This window comes from Acidovorax sp. FW305-C-20-28 (assembly GCF_058783375.1).
On sequence record NZ_JBYSYM010000010.1, the window covers coordinates 1 to 16,581 of the forward strand.

The 16,581-nt window shown below is 69.1% G+C and carries 18 protein-coding genes; 6 read left to right on the forward strand and 12 right to left on the reverse strand.

The features are described from left to right. The coding region (locus AC3WOH_RS13195) for a hypothetical protein (RefSeq protein WP_492229786.1) at nt 1-362 on the forward strand (362 nt) is incomplete at its 5' end. A 61-nt stretch (nt 363-423) separates the two neighbouring features. Here AC3WOH_RS13195 and AC3WOH_RS13200 read toward each other — a convergent pair. Beyond that, nucleotides 424-1,854 (reverse strand): GGDEF domain-containing protein, encoded by a 1,431-nt coding sequence (locus tag AC3WOH_RS13200; protein ID WP_492229787.1) that lies wholly within the window; start codon nt 1,852-1,854, stop codon nt 424-426. 104 nt (nt 1,855-1,958) lie between these two features. Beyond that, entirely contained in the window at nt 1,959-2,348 is a 390-nt protein-coding gene (locus AC3WOH_RS13205) for a winged helix-turn-helix transcriptional regulator (protein ID WP_492229788.1), read from the reverse strand. An 85-nt stretch (nt 2,349-2,433) separates the two neighbouring features. On the opposite strand from AC3WOH_RS13205, the gene AC3WOH_RS13210 reads away from it, so the two are divergent. Further along, nucleotides 2,434-2,757: a DMT family transporter gene (locus AC3WOH_RS13210; RefSeq protein ID WP_492229789.1), complete on the forward strand. Its 324-nt coding sequence runs from the start codon at nt 2,434-2,436 to the stop codon at nt 2,755-2,757. Nucleotides 2,758-2,782: 25 nt separating this feature from the next. Then, entirely contained in the window at nt 2,783-3,421 is a 639-nt protein-coding gene (locus AC3WOH_RS13215; protein WP_492229790.1) for an FMN-dependent NADH-azoreductase, read from the forward strand. Nucleotides 3,422-3,436: 15 nt separating this feature from the next. Here AC3WOH_RS13215 and AC3WOH_RS13220 read toward each other — a convergent pair whose 3' ends face one another. Beyond that, nucleotides 3,437-4,327 carry a LysR family transcriptional regulator gene (locus AC3WOH_RS13220; RefSeq protein WP_492229791.1) on the reverse strand — a complete coding sequence of 297 codons (891 nt, stop codon included), beginning with the start codon at nt 4,325-4,327 and terminating at the stop codon, nt 3,437-3,439. Nucleotides 4,328-4,424: 97 nt separating this feature from the next. Between AC3WOH_RS13220 and AC3WOH_RS13225 the strand changes: the two genes are divergently transcribed. Further along, nucleotides 4,425-5,432 carry a zinc-dependent alcohol dehydrogenase family protein gene (locus AC3WOH_RS13225; protein ID WP_492229792.1) on the forward strand — a complete coding sequence of 336 codons (1,008 nt, stop codon included), beginning with the start codon at nt 4,425-4,427 and terminating at the stop codon, nt 5,430-5,432. Between the two features lie 170 nt (nt 5,433-5,602). Here AC3WOH_RS13225 and AC3WOH_RS13230 read toward each other — a convergent pair whose 3' ends face one another. The 8 genes from AC3WOH_RS13230 to AC3WOH_RS13265 form a co-directional block, all read right to left on the reverse strand. Then, nucleotides 5,603-7,708: a TonB-dependent receptor gene (locus AC3WOH_RS13230; RefSeq protein ID WP_492229793.1), complete on the reverse strand. Its 2,106-nt coding sequence runs from the start codon at nt 7,706-7,708 to the stop codon at nt 5,603-5,605. Between the two features lie 8 nt (nt 7,709-7,716). Further along, a complete protein-coding gene (locus AC3WOH_RS13235) occupies nt 7,717-8,193 on the reverse strand; it encodes a copper chaperone PCu(A)C (RefSeq protein ID WP_492229794.1) in 477 nt (158 codons plus the stop codon). Nucleotides 8,194-8,223: 30 nt separating this feature from the next. Beyond that, the gene (locus tag AC3WOH_RS13240) at nt 8,224-8,835 is read right to left on the reverse strand and encodes an SCO family protein (RefSeq protein WP_492229795.1); all 612 of its coding nucleotides are present in this window, start codon (nt 8,833-8,835) and stop codon (nt 8,224-8,226) included. A 143-nt stretch (nt 8,836-8,978) separates the two neighbouring features. After that, on the reverse strand, nt 8,979-9,341 hold the full coding sequence (locus tag AC3WOH_RS13245) for a hypothetical protein (protein WP_492229796.1): 363 nt from the start codon (nt 9,339-9,341) through the stop codon (nt 8,979-8,981). A 66-nt stretch (nt 9,342-9,407) separates the two neighbouring features. Next, nucleotides 9,408-10,736: an MFS transporter gene (locus tag AC3WOH_RS13250; protein WP_492229797.1), complete on the reverse strand. Its 1,329-nt coding sequence runs from the start codon at nt 10,734-10,736 to the stop codon at nt 9,408-9,410. A 54-nt stretch (nt 10,737-10,790) separates the two neighbouring features. Then, the gene (locus tag AC3WOH_RS13255) at nt 10,791-11,882 is read right to left on the reverse strand and encodes an MBL fold metallo-hydrolase (protein WP_492229798.1); all 1,092 of its coding nucleotides are present in this window, start codon (nt 11,880-11,882) and stop codon (nt 10,791-10,793) included. Between the two features lie 10 nt (nt 11,883-11,892). Further along, on the reverse strand, nt 11,893-12,678 hold the full coding sequence (locus AC3WOH_RS13260) for an SDR family NAD(P)-dependent oxidoreductase (protein WP_492229799.1): 786 nt from the start codon (nt 12,676-12,678) through the stop codon (nt 11,893-11,895). Beyond that, nucleotides 12,675-13,202, reverse strand: coding sequence for an ester cyclase (locus AC3WOH_RS13265; RefSeq protein ID WP_492229800.1), 528 nt, complete (start codon nt 13,200-13,202; stop codon nt 12,675-12,677). The genes AC3WOH_RS13260 and AC3WOH_RS13265 overlap by 4 nt, the downstream gene beginning before the upstream one ends. A gap of 205 nt (nt 13,203-13,407) precedes the next feature. On the opposite strand from AC3WOH_RS13265, the gene AC3WOH_RS13270 reads away from it, so the two are divergent. Further along, the gene (locus AC3WOH_RS13270; RefSeq protein ID WP_492229801.1) at nt 13,408-14,118 is read left to right on the forward strand and encodes a Crp/Fnr family transcriptional regulator; all 711 of its coding nucleotides are present in this window, start codon (nt 13,408-13,410) and stop codon (nt 14,116-14,118) included. A 1-nt stretch (nt 14,119) separates the two neighbouring features. On the opposite strand, the gene AC3WOH_RS13275 is transcribed toward AC3WOH_RS13270, so the two are convergent. Continuing rightward, entirely contained in the window at nt 14,120-14,848 is a 729-nt protein-coding gene (locus tag AC3WOH_RS13275) for a TetR/AcrR family transcriptional regulator (RefSeq protein WP_492229802.1), read from the reverse strand. 343 nt (nt 14,849-15,191) lie between these two features. Here AC3WOH_RS13275 and AC3WOH_RS13280 point away from each other — a divergent pair, with 343 nt between their 5' ends. Beyond that, nucleotides 15,192-16,544, forward strand: coding sequence for an NAD(P)-dependent oxidoreductase (locus AC3WOH_RS13280; protein ID WP_492229803.1), 1,353 nt, complete (start codon nt 15,192-15,194; stop codon nt 16,542-16,544). The last annotated feature ends 37 nt before the right edge of the window (nt 16,545-16,581 follow it).

The window sequence follows — 16,581 nt, forward strand, 5'->3', positions numbered from 1 at the left end:
CCAGCGGCACCTTTGCGGGAAGCCAGACGGGCCCCTTGAGCAACGTCACGCTGGACGTGGGGGCCACGGTCTCGCCGTTGCACCGGGGCAAGACGGGCCGGGTCTATGTGGCTGCGCTGGCGGGCTCCACGGTGCTGTTCCTGGGGTCCAACGGCTGGTCGGTGTATGCGGGCGGGGCGTTCCCGGCGTACCTGTCGGGAGCGCTGCCGCGCACGGCGGCGGTGCGCATTGCCTCGGGGCTGAACTTCAGCGGGCTGGAGGGGGTGCAGCTGGTGGTGGGGTATGGGGTGGGGGATGATGCGAGTGCGGTGGCGGAGATGGTGCGTGCGGGGCGTTACCGGGTGGTGCACACGCTGAACTGAGCTGGAGGGGGGCTGGGTACCGGGGCCTGGCTCGGCCCCGGCCTTCTTCTCCGGGCCTGCCTCAGGCCGAGGCCTGCAGCAGCACGACCCGGTTGCGGCCGGCATTCTTGGCCTGGTAGAGCGCTTTGTCCGCGATCTCGATCACGCTCTGCGGCGTGAGCTTGCCGCCCTGGTGCAAGGCCGCGATTCCGGCGCTGATGGTCACGTGGGGCCCGGTCGGGCAATGGCGGTGGGGAATGCCCAACTGCGCCACGGCCGCCTGGGCGGCATTGGCAATGTGCATGGCGCCTTCGGGATCGGTTTCGGGCAGCACCAGGGCGAACTCCTCGCCGCCGTAGCGCGCGGCGAGGTCGGAGGGGCGCTTGCCGCTGGCCTGGAGGACCCGGGCGATGGCCTTCAGGCACTCGTCGCCCGACTGGTGCCCGTATTCGTCGTTGTAGGTCTTGAAGTGGTCCACGTCCAGCAGCACCAGGGCCAGTGGCCGCTGGTGGCGCAGGGCCAGGGCCACATGCTCGGCCAGATGGAGGTCGAACGCGCGGCGGTTGGCCACCTCGGTCAGGCTGTCCTGCATCGACAGGCGCCACAGTCTTTCGTTGGCGGTTTCCAATGCGGCAGTGAGTTCCCGCAGCCGCGCATGGTGGCGCGAGTTCTCACTGAGCAGCACGATCAACAGCAGGCCCGCAGCCAGCAGGCCATAGATGCGCCCCATGTACCAGCCCAGGTCGTAGCGCCCCGTGTTCAGCACCGCAGCCAACGCCAGGTCCAGCAGCCAGACGCACATCACCACGTGCAGCCAGACATCGAGGAGCGAATGGGGCCTGCTGCGCAGGAGCAGCAGGAGCGTGCCCAGGCTCAGCAGCCAGATGGCGGCCAGGAAAGCCTTGCCGGTGGCCGTGGTGCGGTGGCCGTCGAGAAACACGGGCAGCGCATCGTGCCCGGCCGTGGCGAATGCCGTGAACAGCGCCACCACAGTAAGCACCAGGATGGTCGTGGCCGCGATGCACCAGAGGGCCCGCGGTCCCCGGGGGCGCCATGTACCCGTCTGCTCGCGCCGCTTGATGAAGGCATAGGCAATCAAGCCCACCGGAAAGCCGGCATGCCACAGCATGTAGAGGGCGGAGGAGGTCTGGGGGCCGGATCCCAGCAGGCCTGCCGGCGCGAACAGGCCGGGAAAGATGAGTGCATAGGCCGCAGTGGCCGTGGCGCTGAACAGGTAAGCGCCGCCCAGCACCATCAGCCCCACGGACCGCAAGGCCCGGTAATGCCCGAACAGCAGCACGGCCGTGACCAGATCGAAGATGACCAGGGCGGTGACATAGATGGGAATGAACGCCGGAAAGGGCGACAGCGGTACCCCGGCATAAGGCAGGGCGAATGCGAACAGGCCCAACGAAAGAACGACCGCGGCCCAGGCCGCAAAGGTCTTTCGGGGCCCCGCAGGCTCGCTGGCGAGCGACGCGTGGAATGGCGGTTGGTGCGGGTTGGGGTTCATGGCGGCAGGCCTTGCCGTGTTCGCCGGATACTAGCTTTCGGTTACACAAAATACTATTTGATTACATAGCATTAAGGCCTGGGCACGCCCGTCGGGAAGCCGTCTCAGGGCAGGAAAGCGGCGTCGAAGTCCTCGCGGGCCTGGCGCAGGGCATCGTGGTGGCGCTCGGCCCAGCGGTCCAGCGCAATCAGGGTTTCGCTGAGCGACTGGCCCAGGGGACTGAGGCTGTACTCGACATGGGGCGGCACGGTGCCGTGGTCTTCGCGCAGCACCAGGCCATTGCGGGCCAGTTCTCGCAGGGTCTGCGAAAGCACCTTCTGCGAGATGCCTTCCACGCGCCGCAGCAGCTCGTTGTTGCGCAGCGGGCCCGGCGCCAGCGCCGGGATGACCAGGAGGGGCCATTTGCCCGCCACGAGCTCCAGCGCTGCGCGCGACGGGCAGGCCTGGCTTAGCACGTTTGCGCCGCCTTCAGCGGCGCCTTGCAGCATTGTCATGGTTACCAACAGGTGCCTACTTTTGCGCCGGAAATCATATCCCTAAGCTCGCGCCATCCCTTTTTTGAACTGGAGAAAACAAGCGATGGCATGGATTCTTTTACTCTCGGCCAGTGCGGTGGAAATCGCCATGGCGCTGCTGCTCAAGGCCTCCGATGGCTGGGCCCGGATCTGGCCGGGCCTGATGGGCCTGGTCGCCGGCGGCGCCAGCATCTACCTGTTGACGCATGCCCTCAAGACCTTGCCCATGGGCACGGCCTACGCGATCTGGACCGGCATCGGATCGGTCGGGGTGGCCCTGGTCGGCATCGTGGCGCTGGGCGAGAGCGCCGCACCCGCGCGCCTGTTCTTCATCGGCCTGGTGGTGGCCGGCATGGTGGGCCTGCGGCTCATCGACACCCATGCGTGAGCCCGGCAGCAGAAAGAAGCACCGCATGACCCATCTCCTGTATGTCCAAGCGTCGCCGATGCCATCGGCCTCCACCTCCAGCACCGTGGCGGGCGCATGGCTCGATGCCTGGCGCGAAGCGCACCCCAGCGCCACGGTCGACGTGCTCAACGTCTGGGACCTGCCGCTGCCCGCGTTCGACGCGGACATGATTGCCGCCAAGTTCGCGGTGCTGCGCGCGCAGCAGGCCACGGTGGACCAGCAGCGGCTGTGGGCCGAGGCCGTGACCGTCTCCCAGCGCTTCAACGCGGCAGACGAGTACCTGTTCAGCCTGCCCATGTGGAATTTTGGTGTTCCGTACCGGCTCAAGCATTTCATCGACGTCGTGACCCTGCCGGGCCAGAACTGGCGCTGGTCGCGCGAGCAAGGCTACGAAAGCCTGCTGCCGGGCAAGCGGGCCTCGCTGGTCTACTCCAGCGCGGGCGACTACCCGGTGGCACCGCACGAGGACGGTGCGGACTTCCAGAAGCCCTTCATGCGGCGCTGGCTGCGCTTTCTGGGCATGGAGGTGGTGGGCGAAATCAGTGCTTCGCCGACGCTCGCGCCAGCGGCTGAGGTGGATGCCCTCAAGCAGCGGGCCCTGGCCAGCGCCCGTGCTGCAGGTGCCGGCAGCAGTGTGGCTTGATTGCCTCCCCGCGGATCAGGGCTGCCGGTCCTGGCCCGCCAGGCGCTGCGCCAGCCAGTCCACAGCCTGTTGCAAGGCGCCCAGGTGGGGGGCCTGGACCAGCGAGACCTGCATCGCCAGGCGCAACCCGGGCGGTGCAATGCGGCGCAGTTGCGGGCGCCGCAGGGCCATGGCCCGTTGCCGGGGCAGCAGCGCAACGCCCAGACCGCGCTCTGCCAGGGACAGCTGCAGGCCGATGTCGTGCACCTCGGCGGCGATGTGCAAGGGCGCCCCGGCGCTTTCCACCGCTGCCCTGAGGGCCGAGCGTGAGCCGCACAGGCCGTCGGGTGTCAGCACCCACCCGATCTGGTTGAGTTCCAGCAGCGTGGGGTGCCGGCCCAGTGCCGCCTTGCGTGCGGCCAGGAAGACGATTTCCTCGGTCGCCAGGAGCCGGCCGGGCGCGTGAGGCACCCCGCCGGCTGTGCCCGCCATGAAGACCACCGCCGCATCGAGCTCGCCCTGGTCGATGCGCGGCAGCAGCTCGTTGGTCCAGCCGCTGGCCAACTGCAGGCCCAGGCCGGGATAGCGGGCCCCGAGCGCCTCCAGGCCATCGGCCAGCTGCGCATCGGCCAGTGCGTGCACCACGCCCAGGCGCAGCGTGCCCTGGGGCTGGGCATTGGTGGAGGCGGCCCGCTTGAGTTCATCCACCGCGGCCAGTACCTTGCGGGCCTCGCGCAGCACGGCCTGGCCGGCCGAGGTCAGCCGCGCGGGCTTGGCGCGCCGGTCCAGCAGGCTCACGTCGAGCAGGCTCTCCAGCCGTTGCAACTGGCGCGTGACCGCAGGCTGCGTGAGCGGCAGGCGTTCTGCCACGGCCTGCACAGACCCTGTTTCGGCCAGCAGGACAAAGGCTTTGAGCTCGGTGATCATAATTCCAATTTTGCATGAAAATTCTGAAAATAATGAATTTGCAGGTTTTTTGGCATAACGGCACAGTGCGCTGCTGTCTCCACTCCAAGAGCTTGCAATGAAAGCATTTGAAATCCATGAACATGGCTTTGGCGGCCTGAAGCCCGTGCAGCGGCCGTCGCCCTGTCCGGGCTCGCGCGAGGTGCTCGTGCGCATGCGGGCCATGGCCCTCAACTACCGCGACCTGGAGATCCTGCTGGGGCACTACCACACGCCTTTCGCGCACCCGCTGGTGCCGCTCTCCGACGGGGTGGGCGAGGTACTGGCTGTGGGCGAAGGGGTAACCCGCGCCCGGCCCGGCGACCGGGTGATCCTGTCCTTCTGGGAGCGCTGGACCGATGGCGCCTTCCACCCCGCCGATGCGGGCACGCAGCTGGGAGGGCCCCAGGATGGCGTGCTGTCCGAAGAACTCGTTGCGTCCGAGGACCGCATCGTGGTCGTGCCCGATGCGCTGACCGATGCGCAGGCTGCCAGCCTGCCCTGCGCCGGCACTACGGCCTGGCATGCGCTGGTCTCCGCTGGGGGCATCCGGCCCGGAGACTCCGTGCTGGTGCAGGGCACCGGCGGTGTGTCGCTGTTTGCGCTGCAGATCGCGCGCATGTCCGGTGCGCGCGTGATCGCCTCGTCCAGCAGCGACGGGAAGCTCGAGCGCGCCCGGGAGCTTGGGGCCTGCGCTACCGTCAACTACCGGCGCAACCCCGCCTGGGGCGAGGAGGTGCGGCACCTCACCGGGGGGCGCGGTGTCGACCATGTGCTGGAGGTCGGAGGCCCGGGCAGCTTTGCGCAGTCGCTGCAGGCCATCCGGCCGGGCGGGCAGATCAATGTGATCGGCTACCTCGGCGGGACCGAGGGCCTGGTCAACCCCCTGGACATCTTTCGGCGCCAGGCCACCGTGCGCGGGATTCCCGTGGGCTCGCGGCGCATGCTGGAAGACCTGGTGGCTGCCTACGCTGCAGGGCCGATCCGCCCGGTGGTCGACCGGGTCTTTCCCTGGACCGAGGCGGCAGAGGCCTTGCGCTACCTGCAGTCCGGCGCCCATTTCGGCAAGATCGTTCTGGCGGTGTAGGGGCTGAGGTCAACGCGAAACCAAGTCCCTCGCGCGGCGCGCGCCCCGCTTTGTGCGGTCTGCTTCGTTGCAAATGCTCGCCATAGCACGGGCTATGGCTGCGCTTTGCGCCTGGCAGCCCATCCCAAACCAGGGCACGCGCCATCGCGAAGACTTGATTTTGCGTTGCCTTAGAAGCTGTAGCGTGCCGAGGCGTAGAGGTTGCGCTGCTGCCCTGGCGTGAGGTAGCTGGCCAGGTGCAGGTGGCTCGACACGAAGTAGGCCTTGTCGAACACATTGCGCAGGGCCAACTGCAGCTCCAGTTGCCGGCCTCCGTCCAGCGGCATGCGCCAGGTGTGCGACAGGTCCAGGCGCGCATAGCCGGGCAGCACCGTGGTGTTGTAGATGTCGGCATAGCGGGCGCCTTGGGCGTACAGGCCTGCACCCGTGGCGTGCTCGGCATTCCAGCGGTACTGGCCCCACAGGCTCAGGGCATGGCGCGCCACATTGGGGATGGCCTTGCCCAGGTACTCGGTGTTGTCCGTGAACTTCGCCTGTGTGTAGGCATAGGCGAGCTGTACCCGCACATCGCGCGTGAGGTCGCCGCCCAGGCTGGCCTCCAGGCCCTGCGAGCGGCCGCTGCCGGCCAGGGTCTTGTCGAACATGCTGGGCGTGGACAGGTCCCCCGACAGCAGGTTGGTCTGCTCCAGCCGGTACAGCGCCAGGTCGGACTGCAGGCGCCCGCCGTTCCACAGCGACTTCCAGCCGGCCTCGAACTGCCGGCTCTTGCGCGAGGGCAGCGACTGGCCCGAGGCGGACGATGCCTGGTTGGGCGCGATGCCGGTGCCGTAGCTGGCGTAGAGCGAATCCGCGCCCGACAGCTTGCGCAGCACGGCCAGCTTGGGCGAGATGGTGCGCTCCTGCACATCGCGAGTGCCGACCGGTCCGTAGAGAAAGTCCTGCCGCGTGTGGCGCAGCCCGGCAACGATGCTCCAGTCGCCCCATTCGATGCGGTCCTGCAGCGACAGGGCCGTGCTGGACAGGTCCTGCGTGGTGGTGGTGAAGGTGAAATTGCCTGGCCGCGTGGTCAGCCCGTAGACGGGGTTGAAGACGTTGATGTTGGGGTTGTTGGCGCTGGCGACGCCGGCCGAGGGCTGGTCCAGCGTTTCGGTGTAGCGGTCCAGCCCCAGGAACAGGTGGTGGCGCGTGGCACCCCAGGCCTGCTCGTGGCTCAGGCTGGTGGCCAGGGCGTTGATGCGGCGCTGTGTATCAGGCTCATAAGCGAGCCGACGCACGAAAGTGCCCAGCGGCGCGCCCGCCACGGCCGCGCCCACCGACTGGCGCACCGAGGTGCTGTTGCCACGCAGGTGCGTGAAGTCCACGGCCAGGCGGGTGTCGGGCGCGATCGCCAGGTCGCCATGCAGGTCGACCAGGGTGTTGCGCGTGGTGGAGTTCGCCCAGGGTTCGCCGAGCTGCCGGTCCATCGGCACGGCGGCGGGGCGGCCGTTCACGCCGGGCAGGCCGTAGTCGGGCTGGTAGGTCTGGTCCGTGGCCTCCACGCCCAGGCGCAGGTGGTAGCGCTCGCCGTCACTCTTGGCGATGCCGAGCTTCAACCCGTCAAGCCGGTCCCGCACATCGCGCCATTCGCTCGCGGTGGAGCGTGTCACGATGAGCCGCGCCGCCAGTTCCTGCTCGGCCGAGAGCACGCGGTTGAGGTCCACCGTGGCGTCGAGCGCGTTGTGCGCGCCGCCGCCCAGGCTGGCCGAGCCGAAGTTGGCCAGCTCGGGCTGGCGGGTCACGATGTTGACGCTGCCGCCGGGCTCGCTGCGCAGCCCCAGGGCCGCGCCCGGCCCGCGCAACACGTCCACACTCCCCGTGAAGGCCGGCACAAAGGCGTAGTTGGACAGGCGCACGCCATCACGCAGCACGCGGCTCGATCCCGTGCCGCTGTCGGCAATGGCGCCGCGCAGCACGAAGAACTGGCTGTGGCTGCCGTTGAAGCCCGAGTCGGCCTGCGCGCCGGGCACATTGCGCAGCGCTTCCTGCAGCGTGGTGACAGCCTGGGCGCGCATCAGTTCGATCGGCACGGTGGAGACGGAGGCCGGTACCCCCAGCAGCGGTGCTGCACTGCCCGTGGCCAGGCTGGCAGCGCGCTGCTGCGCCTCGCGCGCGGGGGAGGCGGTGACGGTGACGGAGGGCAGGGATGCGGATGCATCCTGCGCCATGGTCTGCGATGCCGCCAGCAGGCCGGCCAGCACCTGCACGGCGTGCACGGTGGTGCGAAGGGTGGGGGACATGGGGCCTCTCAGTGCTTGTGCTCGCCATGGGCCGCCGGTGCCGCCGTGGCATTGAGCGGGCGCACGGGGGCCTGCACCTCCACCGACTCGCGCTTGCCGTCCTTGCCCTCAAAGACCAGGGTGATCGGCACGGTGTCGCCGGCCTTCACCTGCTGTTTCAGGTTCATCAGCATCACGTGGTAGCCGCCGGGTTTGAGGTCCACGGGTTTGCCCGCGGTCAGGTCCAGGCCGGGCACCTGGCGCATGCGCATCACGTTGTCCTGCATGGCCATCTCGTGCACCTCCACGGCCGGGGTCAGGGGGGAGCTGGCCGCCACCAAGCGCGTGTCGCGCGCGGCGTTGAGCTGCATGAAGGCACCGGTGGCCTGCTGTTGGGGCACGGTGGCGCGCACCCAGGCGTCCTTGACGCTGACCTGGGCCTGGGCTGCGAATGCCAGCCCGGCGAGGGCGAAGGCGAATGCGATGGAGCGTGGAATGGGGGGCATGGAAATCTCCTAGAAGGGGTGGTGTTCGGTTCAGGCGGATTGCTGCAGCAGCTGGCGCAGGTCGTCGGCGCAGTCCTTGGCGCTCTGCTCGTGGCGCAGCACGAGGCGCGGCTTGCCTTCTGGATCGAAGACATAGCTGAAGGCCGAGTGGTCCATGGTGTAGGAGGACCCGGTGGGCACCTTCTTGTAATAGACCTTGAACTCCTTGGCCGCGGCCTCGGTCTGCGTGGCGTCGCCGAACAGGCCGATGAAGCTCGCATCGAAGGCCTGGGTGTAGGTGGACAGCACGGCGGGCGTGTCGCGCTCGGGGTCGATGGTGACGAACAGCACCTGCAGGCGCTGGCCGTCGGTGCCCAACAACTGGCGTATCTCGGCCGCGCGGGTCAGGGCCGTGGGGCAGACATCGGGGCACTGGGTGAAGCCGAAGAACAGCATCACCGCCTTGCCGCGGAAGTCGGCCAGCGTGCGCACCTGGCCCTGGGCGTCCTGCAAGGTGAAGCCGCGCGCGTACTCGGCGCCCGTGATGTCCATGCCTTTGTAGGCGACGGGGGCCTTTTGGCAGCCGGCCAGCGAGGCGCCCAGCAAGGGCGCGAAAGCCAGAGCCAGCAGGCCGCGGCGGTGGGAGGAGGGGGCGATGGGCATGGGGGAAACCTGTCTGGATGAAAGGGGGATGGCCTGCATGCCGCCAGGGGGCTGGCAGGCAGGCACGGCGCACACCGGCACGGAATGCCGGTGGCGCAAGGCGTGTTCACGCATGCCCGCAGCGGGCACGCGAAAACGCAGGCTCAGGCGAGGGAGGTCGGAGGCCCGCGGGCGGGCAGGGGGGCGCCAACGATGGCAGCGATGCTGGCTGCAACGATGGGCGTGAGTGCATGGGCCAGGGGCTCATGGCGTTGTGCAGGCTGCTGCACGGGGGGCGGTGGTGCACTGGCACCCAGGCACAGTGCGCAGTCCAGGCTGTGGTGTCCCAGATCGGTGGCGGCGCCGTCCTCGCCCACCACCATGAGTTTCACGGTGGCGCCGGTGGCGCAGACCAGTTGCAGGGCCTGGGGGTGGACGATGGGCGATGCGATGGCCGCACCCACGGTCAGCACGAACCACGCCAGGACCAGGCGGGCCAGCAATGACGAGGTGCGCAGCGCGTGCATCGCTGCATTATCGCCGTGGCCTCGCGCGCTGGGTTGGGGGTGGGGCAATATGTCCACCCCTGGCGTTCAAGCGGGTGCGCTGCGGCCGCGCCCCACGGCCAGCACCATCAGCACGGCGGCCAACACCAGGGCGCCGCTGAGCAGGTAGAGGCTGAGCGTAAAGCCGCCGGTCGCCGCCTTGATGGCGCCCACCATCACCGGCGCCACCACGCCGGCGGTGCCGCCCAGGGTGGTGATGAGCGCAATGCCCATGGCCGCGGCATTGCGGCTCAGCAGGCTGCCCGGCACGGCCCAGAGGATGGCGAAGGCGCTGGAGATGCCGACGGAGGCCAGCGACAGGCAGGCCACGGCCGCCACGGGGCTGTGCATGAACAGGGTGGTGAGCGAGAGCCCGGCGGCGCCGATGCAGGCTGTGGTGGCGAAGTGCCAGCGCCGCTCCTGCCGGCGGTCGGAATGCCCGGCGATGAGCAGCGTGGCCGCGATGCCTGCGACTGCGGGTACGACGGAATACAGCCCGATCTGCATGACCGACAGGCCCATGGACTGCAGCAGAGTCGGTTGCCAGAACGACATGGCGTAGATGCCCAGGATCACCAGGAAGGAGATGAAGCCCAGCAGCCACACCTGGCCGTTGCGCAGTGCGCTGCCGAAGCTGCTGCGTACATCCGCGCCGCTGGCCGCCTGGTCGCGCGCCAGGTCGTCCTGCACCTGGCGCTTCTGCGCAGGCGTGAGCCAGGCCGCAGCCTGCGGTCCGTCGTCGAGCAACTGGTAGGCCAGCACGGCCAACAGCACGCAGGGCAGGCCCTCCACCAGGAACAGCCACTGCCAGCCGTGCAGCGACCAGACGCCGTCCAGCCAGGTCATGGTCGCGCCCGCCAGCGGGCCGGCGACGATGGGCGCTGCCCCATAGGCCATGAAGAACAGGGCCGTGACCTTGGCCCGGCGTTGCGACGGGAACCACAGCGTCAGGTAGAACAGCACGCCCGGCGCAAAGCCCGCCTCGAACACGCCCACCAGGAAGCGCAGCACATAGAACTGGGCCGGCGTGGTCACCCACAGTGTGGCGGCCGAGGCCAGGCCCCACAGCCCCATGATGCGCAGCAGCGTGAGCCGAAAGCCCACGCGCGCCAGCAGCATGTTGCTCGGTATCTCGAACAGCGCATAGCCGATGAAGAAGATGCCCGCACCCAGGCCGAACACCGCATCACTGAAGCCCAGGTCGCTCTTCATCTGCAGCTGGGCGTAGCCGATGTTGGTGCGGTCCAGGTAGTTGAAGACGTAGCAGGCGAAGAGGATGGGGATCAGCCGCCAGGCGATCTGGCGGTAGGTGGCATCGTCGGCGGCGGCCGGCGCAGAGCCCGCGGGGACGGTGAAGATGGCGGTGGGGGAGTTCATGGCGTTTATCTCGTATCGTTGGTGTTGGAAATCCGCGCAAGAAACCGCCCAGGGTCACCCAGGCCGCTGCAGCACGCCCGAGGTGGTGGTGCCCCAGAGGTGGCTGGTGGGCGCGCCCGGAAACAGCCAGTGCGGTGAGCATTCGCTGGACGGCACCACGTTGCTGAAGCCGTGCGTGGCCGAGGTGCCGGCGATGGTCTTCTCCAGCACCATCGACAGGTACTGGTCCACGCTGCCCTCCTGGGTGTTGCCGTTCAGAATGACCTCGGAGCCGGTGGCCTTGGCATAGCGGCGGATGCCGTTGTGCCGCGAGGCCTCGGGTGCCCAGCTGTCGGCGCTCACGCCGTTCTCGCTGCTCACGCGCAGGCCGTCGGCCGTGCGGTAGACCAGCGAGTGGTTGCCTTCGGTATGGCCTGGTGTGTGCACCAGCGCGATGCCGCGCCCCAGCTGCACGCTGGCGTCGAAGGGCACGATGCGTTCGGGCGCCACGCCCTGCAGGCCCGCGGGGCAGTACCAGTCGGCCTGCGTGGGCAGGAGGCCGGCCACGCTGGCCAGCTCCTGGCGGTGCACCAGCAGGCGCGCGTTGGGCAGCAGCCCGCGCTCGCTGCCCGTGCCCAGCCAGCGGCGCAGGTTCTGCGTGTGCAGGTGGTCGTAGGTGATGAAGTCGATCTGCTCCGGCGCCACGCCCACCGAGGCCAGGGCCTGCAGCACCGTGCCGTGCACAGGCGCGATCACGCCGTGCAAAAACTTCGGCGTCTGCTCGCTCAGGCGCTTGAAGTACGGCGTCTCGCTGCCGGTCTCGAAGTCAGCGGGGGTGAACAGCAGGTGCCGGAGGTGCCCCCCGAAGTCCTCGAACTGCACCAGCACCGTGCGTGCCAGCAGGTGCACCATGTGCGGCTTGAGCAACTGCTGCGAATACACGCCGTTGAAAGCGTACCAGGCTGGGTAGGGGATGCGCAGCAGGTCGAAGCTGCGTGCATAGCGCACGGCCGGCTCGGCGAGAAAGCGTTCGCGGAACTGCTCGCCCGCCCGGCGCAGCGCGCGCAGCCGGTCCTGTGGGGCGGGGGCGCTGCGCGCGCCGTCGAAGTCGGCCACGGGCTGCAGCAGCAGGCCTGCCGGCGTGAGGGGTTCGGTCATCATGTTCATGGAGCTCTCCTCAATACAGGGAACGGCCGCCCGAGATGTCGAAGACGGCACCGGTGCTGAACGAGCAGTCGGCAGACGCCAGCCAGGCCGCCATGGCCGCCACCTCAGCCGGCTCGACAAAGCGCGCCATGGGCACGCGCGACAGCAGGGCCTGGTGCAGCTGGGCGCGGTGTTCTGCGGGGATGCCGTCGAACACCGCAGTCTCCGCGGCGGACGGGGTGATGCAGTTCACCAGCACGCCCGCGCCGGCCAGCTCTTTGCCCAGCGATTTGGTCAGCGCGATCAACCCGGCCTTGGATGCCGAGTACGCGGCATTGAGGCCATTGCCCTCCTTGCCTGCGACCGAGGCGATGTTGACCACGCGCCGGCCCAGTGCGGGGGCACGCTGCGCCTGCATGTCGGCCAGCATGGCCGGCACCAGCGCGCGGCAGCACAGGAAGGCGCCGGTGAGGTTGATGTCCAGCACCGTGCGCCATTGGTCGGCGCTGTGCTCCCAGGTGGACACCAGGGGGCCCAGCACGCCCGCGTTGTTGACCAGCACGGTGGCGGGGCCCAGTGCGGCAGCGCTGGCCTCGGCCGCTGCGGACACGGCAGCTTCGTTGCGCACGTCGGTGAGGGCAGTGAACACGCGCCCGGGCGCGTTCAGCGTTGCCGTGGCCGCCTGCAGCGGGCGCTCGCCGATGTCCCACAGCGACACGGTCGCCCCTTCATCGAGAAAGCGGCTTGCAATTGCCAGGCCGATGCCCTGGGCGCCGCCGGTCACCACGGCATGGTGGCCCTGCAGGCGCCCGCTCATGCCAAGGCCTGCTCGGGCACCTTGCCGGCGGTGGCGGCCTGCCCGCCCAGCAGCGAGCCGATGATGCCCGGCAGTGCGGCAGGCGGCACGCCCACCAGCAGCTGGCGCAGCATGGTCAGCGTGTCGAAGTACACCCGCTCGCAGACCAGGTGCTCGGCCTCGTCGAAGATGAACAGCGCGATCATGCGGCAGCGGAAGGTATTGCCCGTGGGTGGCAGGGCGCCCAGCGGCCCCTTGTGCGTGCCCAGCAGCCAGAACTCCACGATGACCGAGTCGCCCGCATGGCGCAGCTGGATGATTTCGTGCCGCTGGTCCGGGAAGGCCTGGCGCGTGGCCGTGTAGTAGCGGCGCACGTCTTCGTTGCCGTCGTGCACCTCGCCGGTGGGGATCAGCTCGTAGTGCGGGTGCGGAAAGGTGCTCAGCACGGCATCGAAGTCCTGGCGTGTCTCGTCGGCGAAGTGGTCGAGTACGGTCTTTTCGCGGCGGGCGTTGCGCTCGGCGAGGGCGGTGGGGGTGTTCATCATGGGGTTCCTTGGCGTGGGTTGCGGTACGGGGATGCAGCCGTGCGCTGCAGCAGTCCCACTATCCGCAGAGCGCCGCGGCGAGACTGTCCGGTGTTGGCAATTGCGGCTCGGTACAAACCCGCAGGTGTCCGCCAGGCGTCGCGCGGGTGGCCCGTGCGCCCGCACAATGGCTGCGCCAGCCACCTTCCCCCAGCGAGCGCACGCCATGCCATCCCTGCCTGCACCGGCAAGCACCACCGAACTGCCGCCCCACCTCGGCCCCCGGGCCGACGAGCGGCTGCGCTTGCCCGAGGAGGTGCAGCATGCACTGCTGCAGGTGGCCCACCGGCGCCAGCTGCAGCGCGGCGATTCGCTGTTCCTCAAGGGCTCGGCGCCCGACGCGCTCTTCGGCATGGTGCAGGGCGCGCTGCGCGTGAGCGTGGCCGCTCAGGATGGGCGCGAGGCCGTGATCGCCGTGCTCGAAGCCGGCCACTGGTTCGGCGAGGTCTCGCTGTTCGTGGGGCAGGAGCGGGTCTACGACACCTGCGCGGTGGAACCGTCCGAGGTGGCCGTGGTCCAGGCGGCGGATTTCCACCACCTCATCGCCACCCAGCCGGCGCTGCACATGGCCTTCACGCGCCTGGTGTGCCTGCGGCTGCGCCAGGCCCTGGCCTGGATCGACGACGCCATATTGCAGCCGCTGCCCGTGCGGCTGGCCCACCGGCTCATGACGCTCGACTCCCGCTCGGCCGGTGACGGCGCCAGCACCGTGCTGGCCGTTTCGCAGGAGGACCTGGCCTTCATGCTCGGCGTCTCGCGCCAGAGCATCAACCGCCAGCTCAAGCAGTGGGAGGAAGAAGGGGTGCTGCGCGTGGGCTACCGCGTGGTCGAGTTGCTCGACCGCAAGCGCCTTTCCCAGTGCGCGCAGCCGGGCTGAATCAATCCGGTTCGGGCGCGCTGTTGTCCTGGCCGGCCTCGGGCTCCAGCGCCTTGATCACCATGCGGCAGATCAGCTCCTCGGCCTTGGCATAGTCGCGCTCTGTCAGAGCGGGCTTGCCCAGCAGCAGCGCGAACTGGGCCTCCTGCTCGGCATAGGCCTGGGTGACGGACCAGATGATGAACATCAGGTGCGTGAAGTTCACGCGCGCAATGCGCCCCTCGCGTGCCCAGCGCTCGAAGGTGCGCACCTCGGCCTTGAGCAACGGGCCCACGCGGGCCGCGATGGCCTTGCCATACCGTGGTGCACCGGCAATCACCTCTTTGGTGAACACCTTTGCACCATTCGGGCGCTCGCGCGAGTAGCGCAGCTTGGCGCGGATGTAGCGGCGCAGCGCCTGCTGCGGGTCGTCGCCGTGCGACAGGTCGTCCATGCCGGCCAGCCACTGGGTGAGGATGTCGTCGAGCACACGCTGGTACAGCGCTTCCTTGTTCGGGAAGTAGTACAGCAGGTTGTGCCGGCTGATGCCGATGGCCGCGGCGATGTTTTCCAGGGAGGCGCCCTCGAAGCCGAACTGCGCGAAATGGTTCTCGGCCTCGGTCAGGATGCCCTGCTCCTTGAGCAGGCGCGACGCCGTGGGGGCCTTGGCGGCGGTCTCCGGGGCCGGCAGGCCGGTGGCGTCCGGGCGCCGCCGTGGTGGGGCGGAAGGGGGCAGTCGGGCATCGGTCATTGCACCATTGTGTGCCAATGTGGCTGGCAGAAAGCTGGCATGCGGCTTGCTGTAGGGATTTTACTAATTGGTAAATTTTTACCGGTTGGTAAATTGAACGGCAAACGCGGGGCACCGGCGCCGACCAAGGCCCGGGCACCCGCACCCTAGCGAGGCCCACGATGACACCTCCGGAATTTGCGGCTGCATGCTCTGGCGCATGCAGCCCGCGCCCTGCGTTGGCAGGCGTCGCGCACGCCCCGTGCGCAGGATCCTGGCGCTGGCGGAGCACCCGCCCGGCGCCCGCACGGCACGGCCATGCCCAGGCCGCACACCCCACCCTGACCCTTCCGGAGGAAACCTGATGGACACACCCGCAAGCCATGCCTGCGGCCTGCATGCCGCACGCCTGAACCTGGCCGACTATGCCGTGCGCTTCGGCGACGCCCACCCTCCGCTGACCCGGCCGCAGGCGCTGATCGAGGCCGAGCGCTGCTACTACTGCCATGACGCGCCCTGCGCCACGGCCTGCCCCACGGGCATCGACATCCCCTCCTTCATCCACCGCATCGCGCAGGACAACAACCGCGGCGCGGCCCGGGCCATCCTGGAGGCCAATCCCCTGGGCGGCATGTGCGCCCGCGTCTGCCCCACCGAGGTGCTGTGCGAGCAGGCCTGCGTGCGCAACACCAATGAGGACAAGCCGGTCGAGATCGGTTCGCTGCAGCGCTACGCCACCGATGCCTTCTTCGCCAAGCCCGGTGCCCCGCTGTTCCAGCGTGCCGCGCCCACGGGCAAGCGCATCGCCGTGGTCGGTGCCGGCCCTGCGGGCCTGGCCTGCGCCCATGGCCTGGCCGTGCGCGGCCACGATGTGGTGCTGTTCGACGCCCGCCCCAAGCTTGGCGGCCTCAATGAATACGGCCTGGCCAGCTACAAGACCACCGGCAACTTCGCCCAGAAGGAGATCGAGTGGCTGCTGTCCGTGGGCGGCATCGAGGTGCGCACGCACCAGCTGCTGGGCCGTGACATCACGCTCGATGGCCTGCTGGCCAGCCATGATGCGGTGTTCCTGGGGGTGGGCCTGTCGGGCGTCAACGCCCTGGGCATTGCCGAACCCACGGCCACGGGCCTGCGCAACGCGGTGGACTTCATCGCCGAGCTGCGCCAGGCCGCGGACCTGTCCACCCTGCCCGTGGGCCGCAGCGTGGTCGTGATCGGCGGCGGCATGACGGCGGTGGATGCCGCCGTGCAGTCGCGCAAGCTCGGTGCCGAAGAGGTGACCATTGCCTACCGCCGGGGCGCCGAGAGCATGTCCGCCTCGCACGTAGAGCAGGAATGGGCGCAGACCAATGGCGTCACCATCCGCCACTTCGCCGCGCCCAAGGAGGTGCTGTGCGCCGACGGTGCCGTCACCGGCGTGCGCTTTGCGGCCACGGCGATGGACGGCGGCCGCCTGGTGGAGACGGGCGAGAGTTTTGTGATCGCTGCCGACATGGTGCTCAAGGCCATCGGCCAGACCTATGTGCCCGAGCCCGTGGGCCAGTCCATCGCGCTCACGGGTGGCCGCATTGCCACCGATGAAGAGGGCCGTACCAGCCTGGCGCGTGTCTGGGCCGGCGGCGACTGCCGCGCCGGCGGGCGCGACCTGACCGTGGAGGCCGTGGAACACGGCAAGGTAGCTGCCATCTCCATCCACGCCACGCTGCAGGGCATCTGAGCCCACGCCGCGCCCCACTGCCTTTTACCGGAGCACC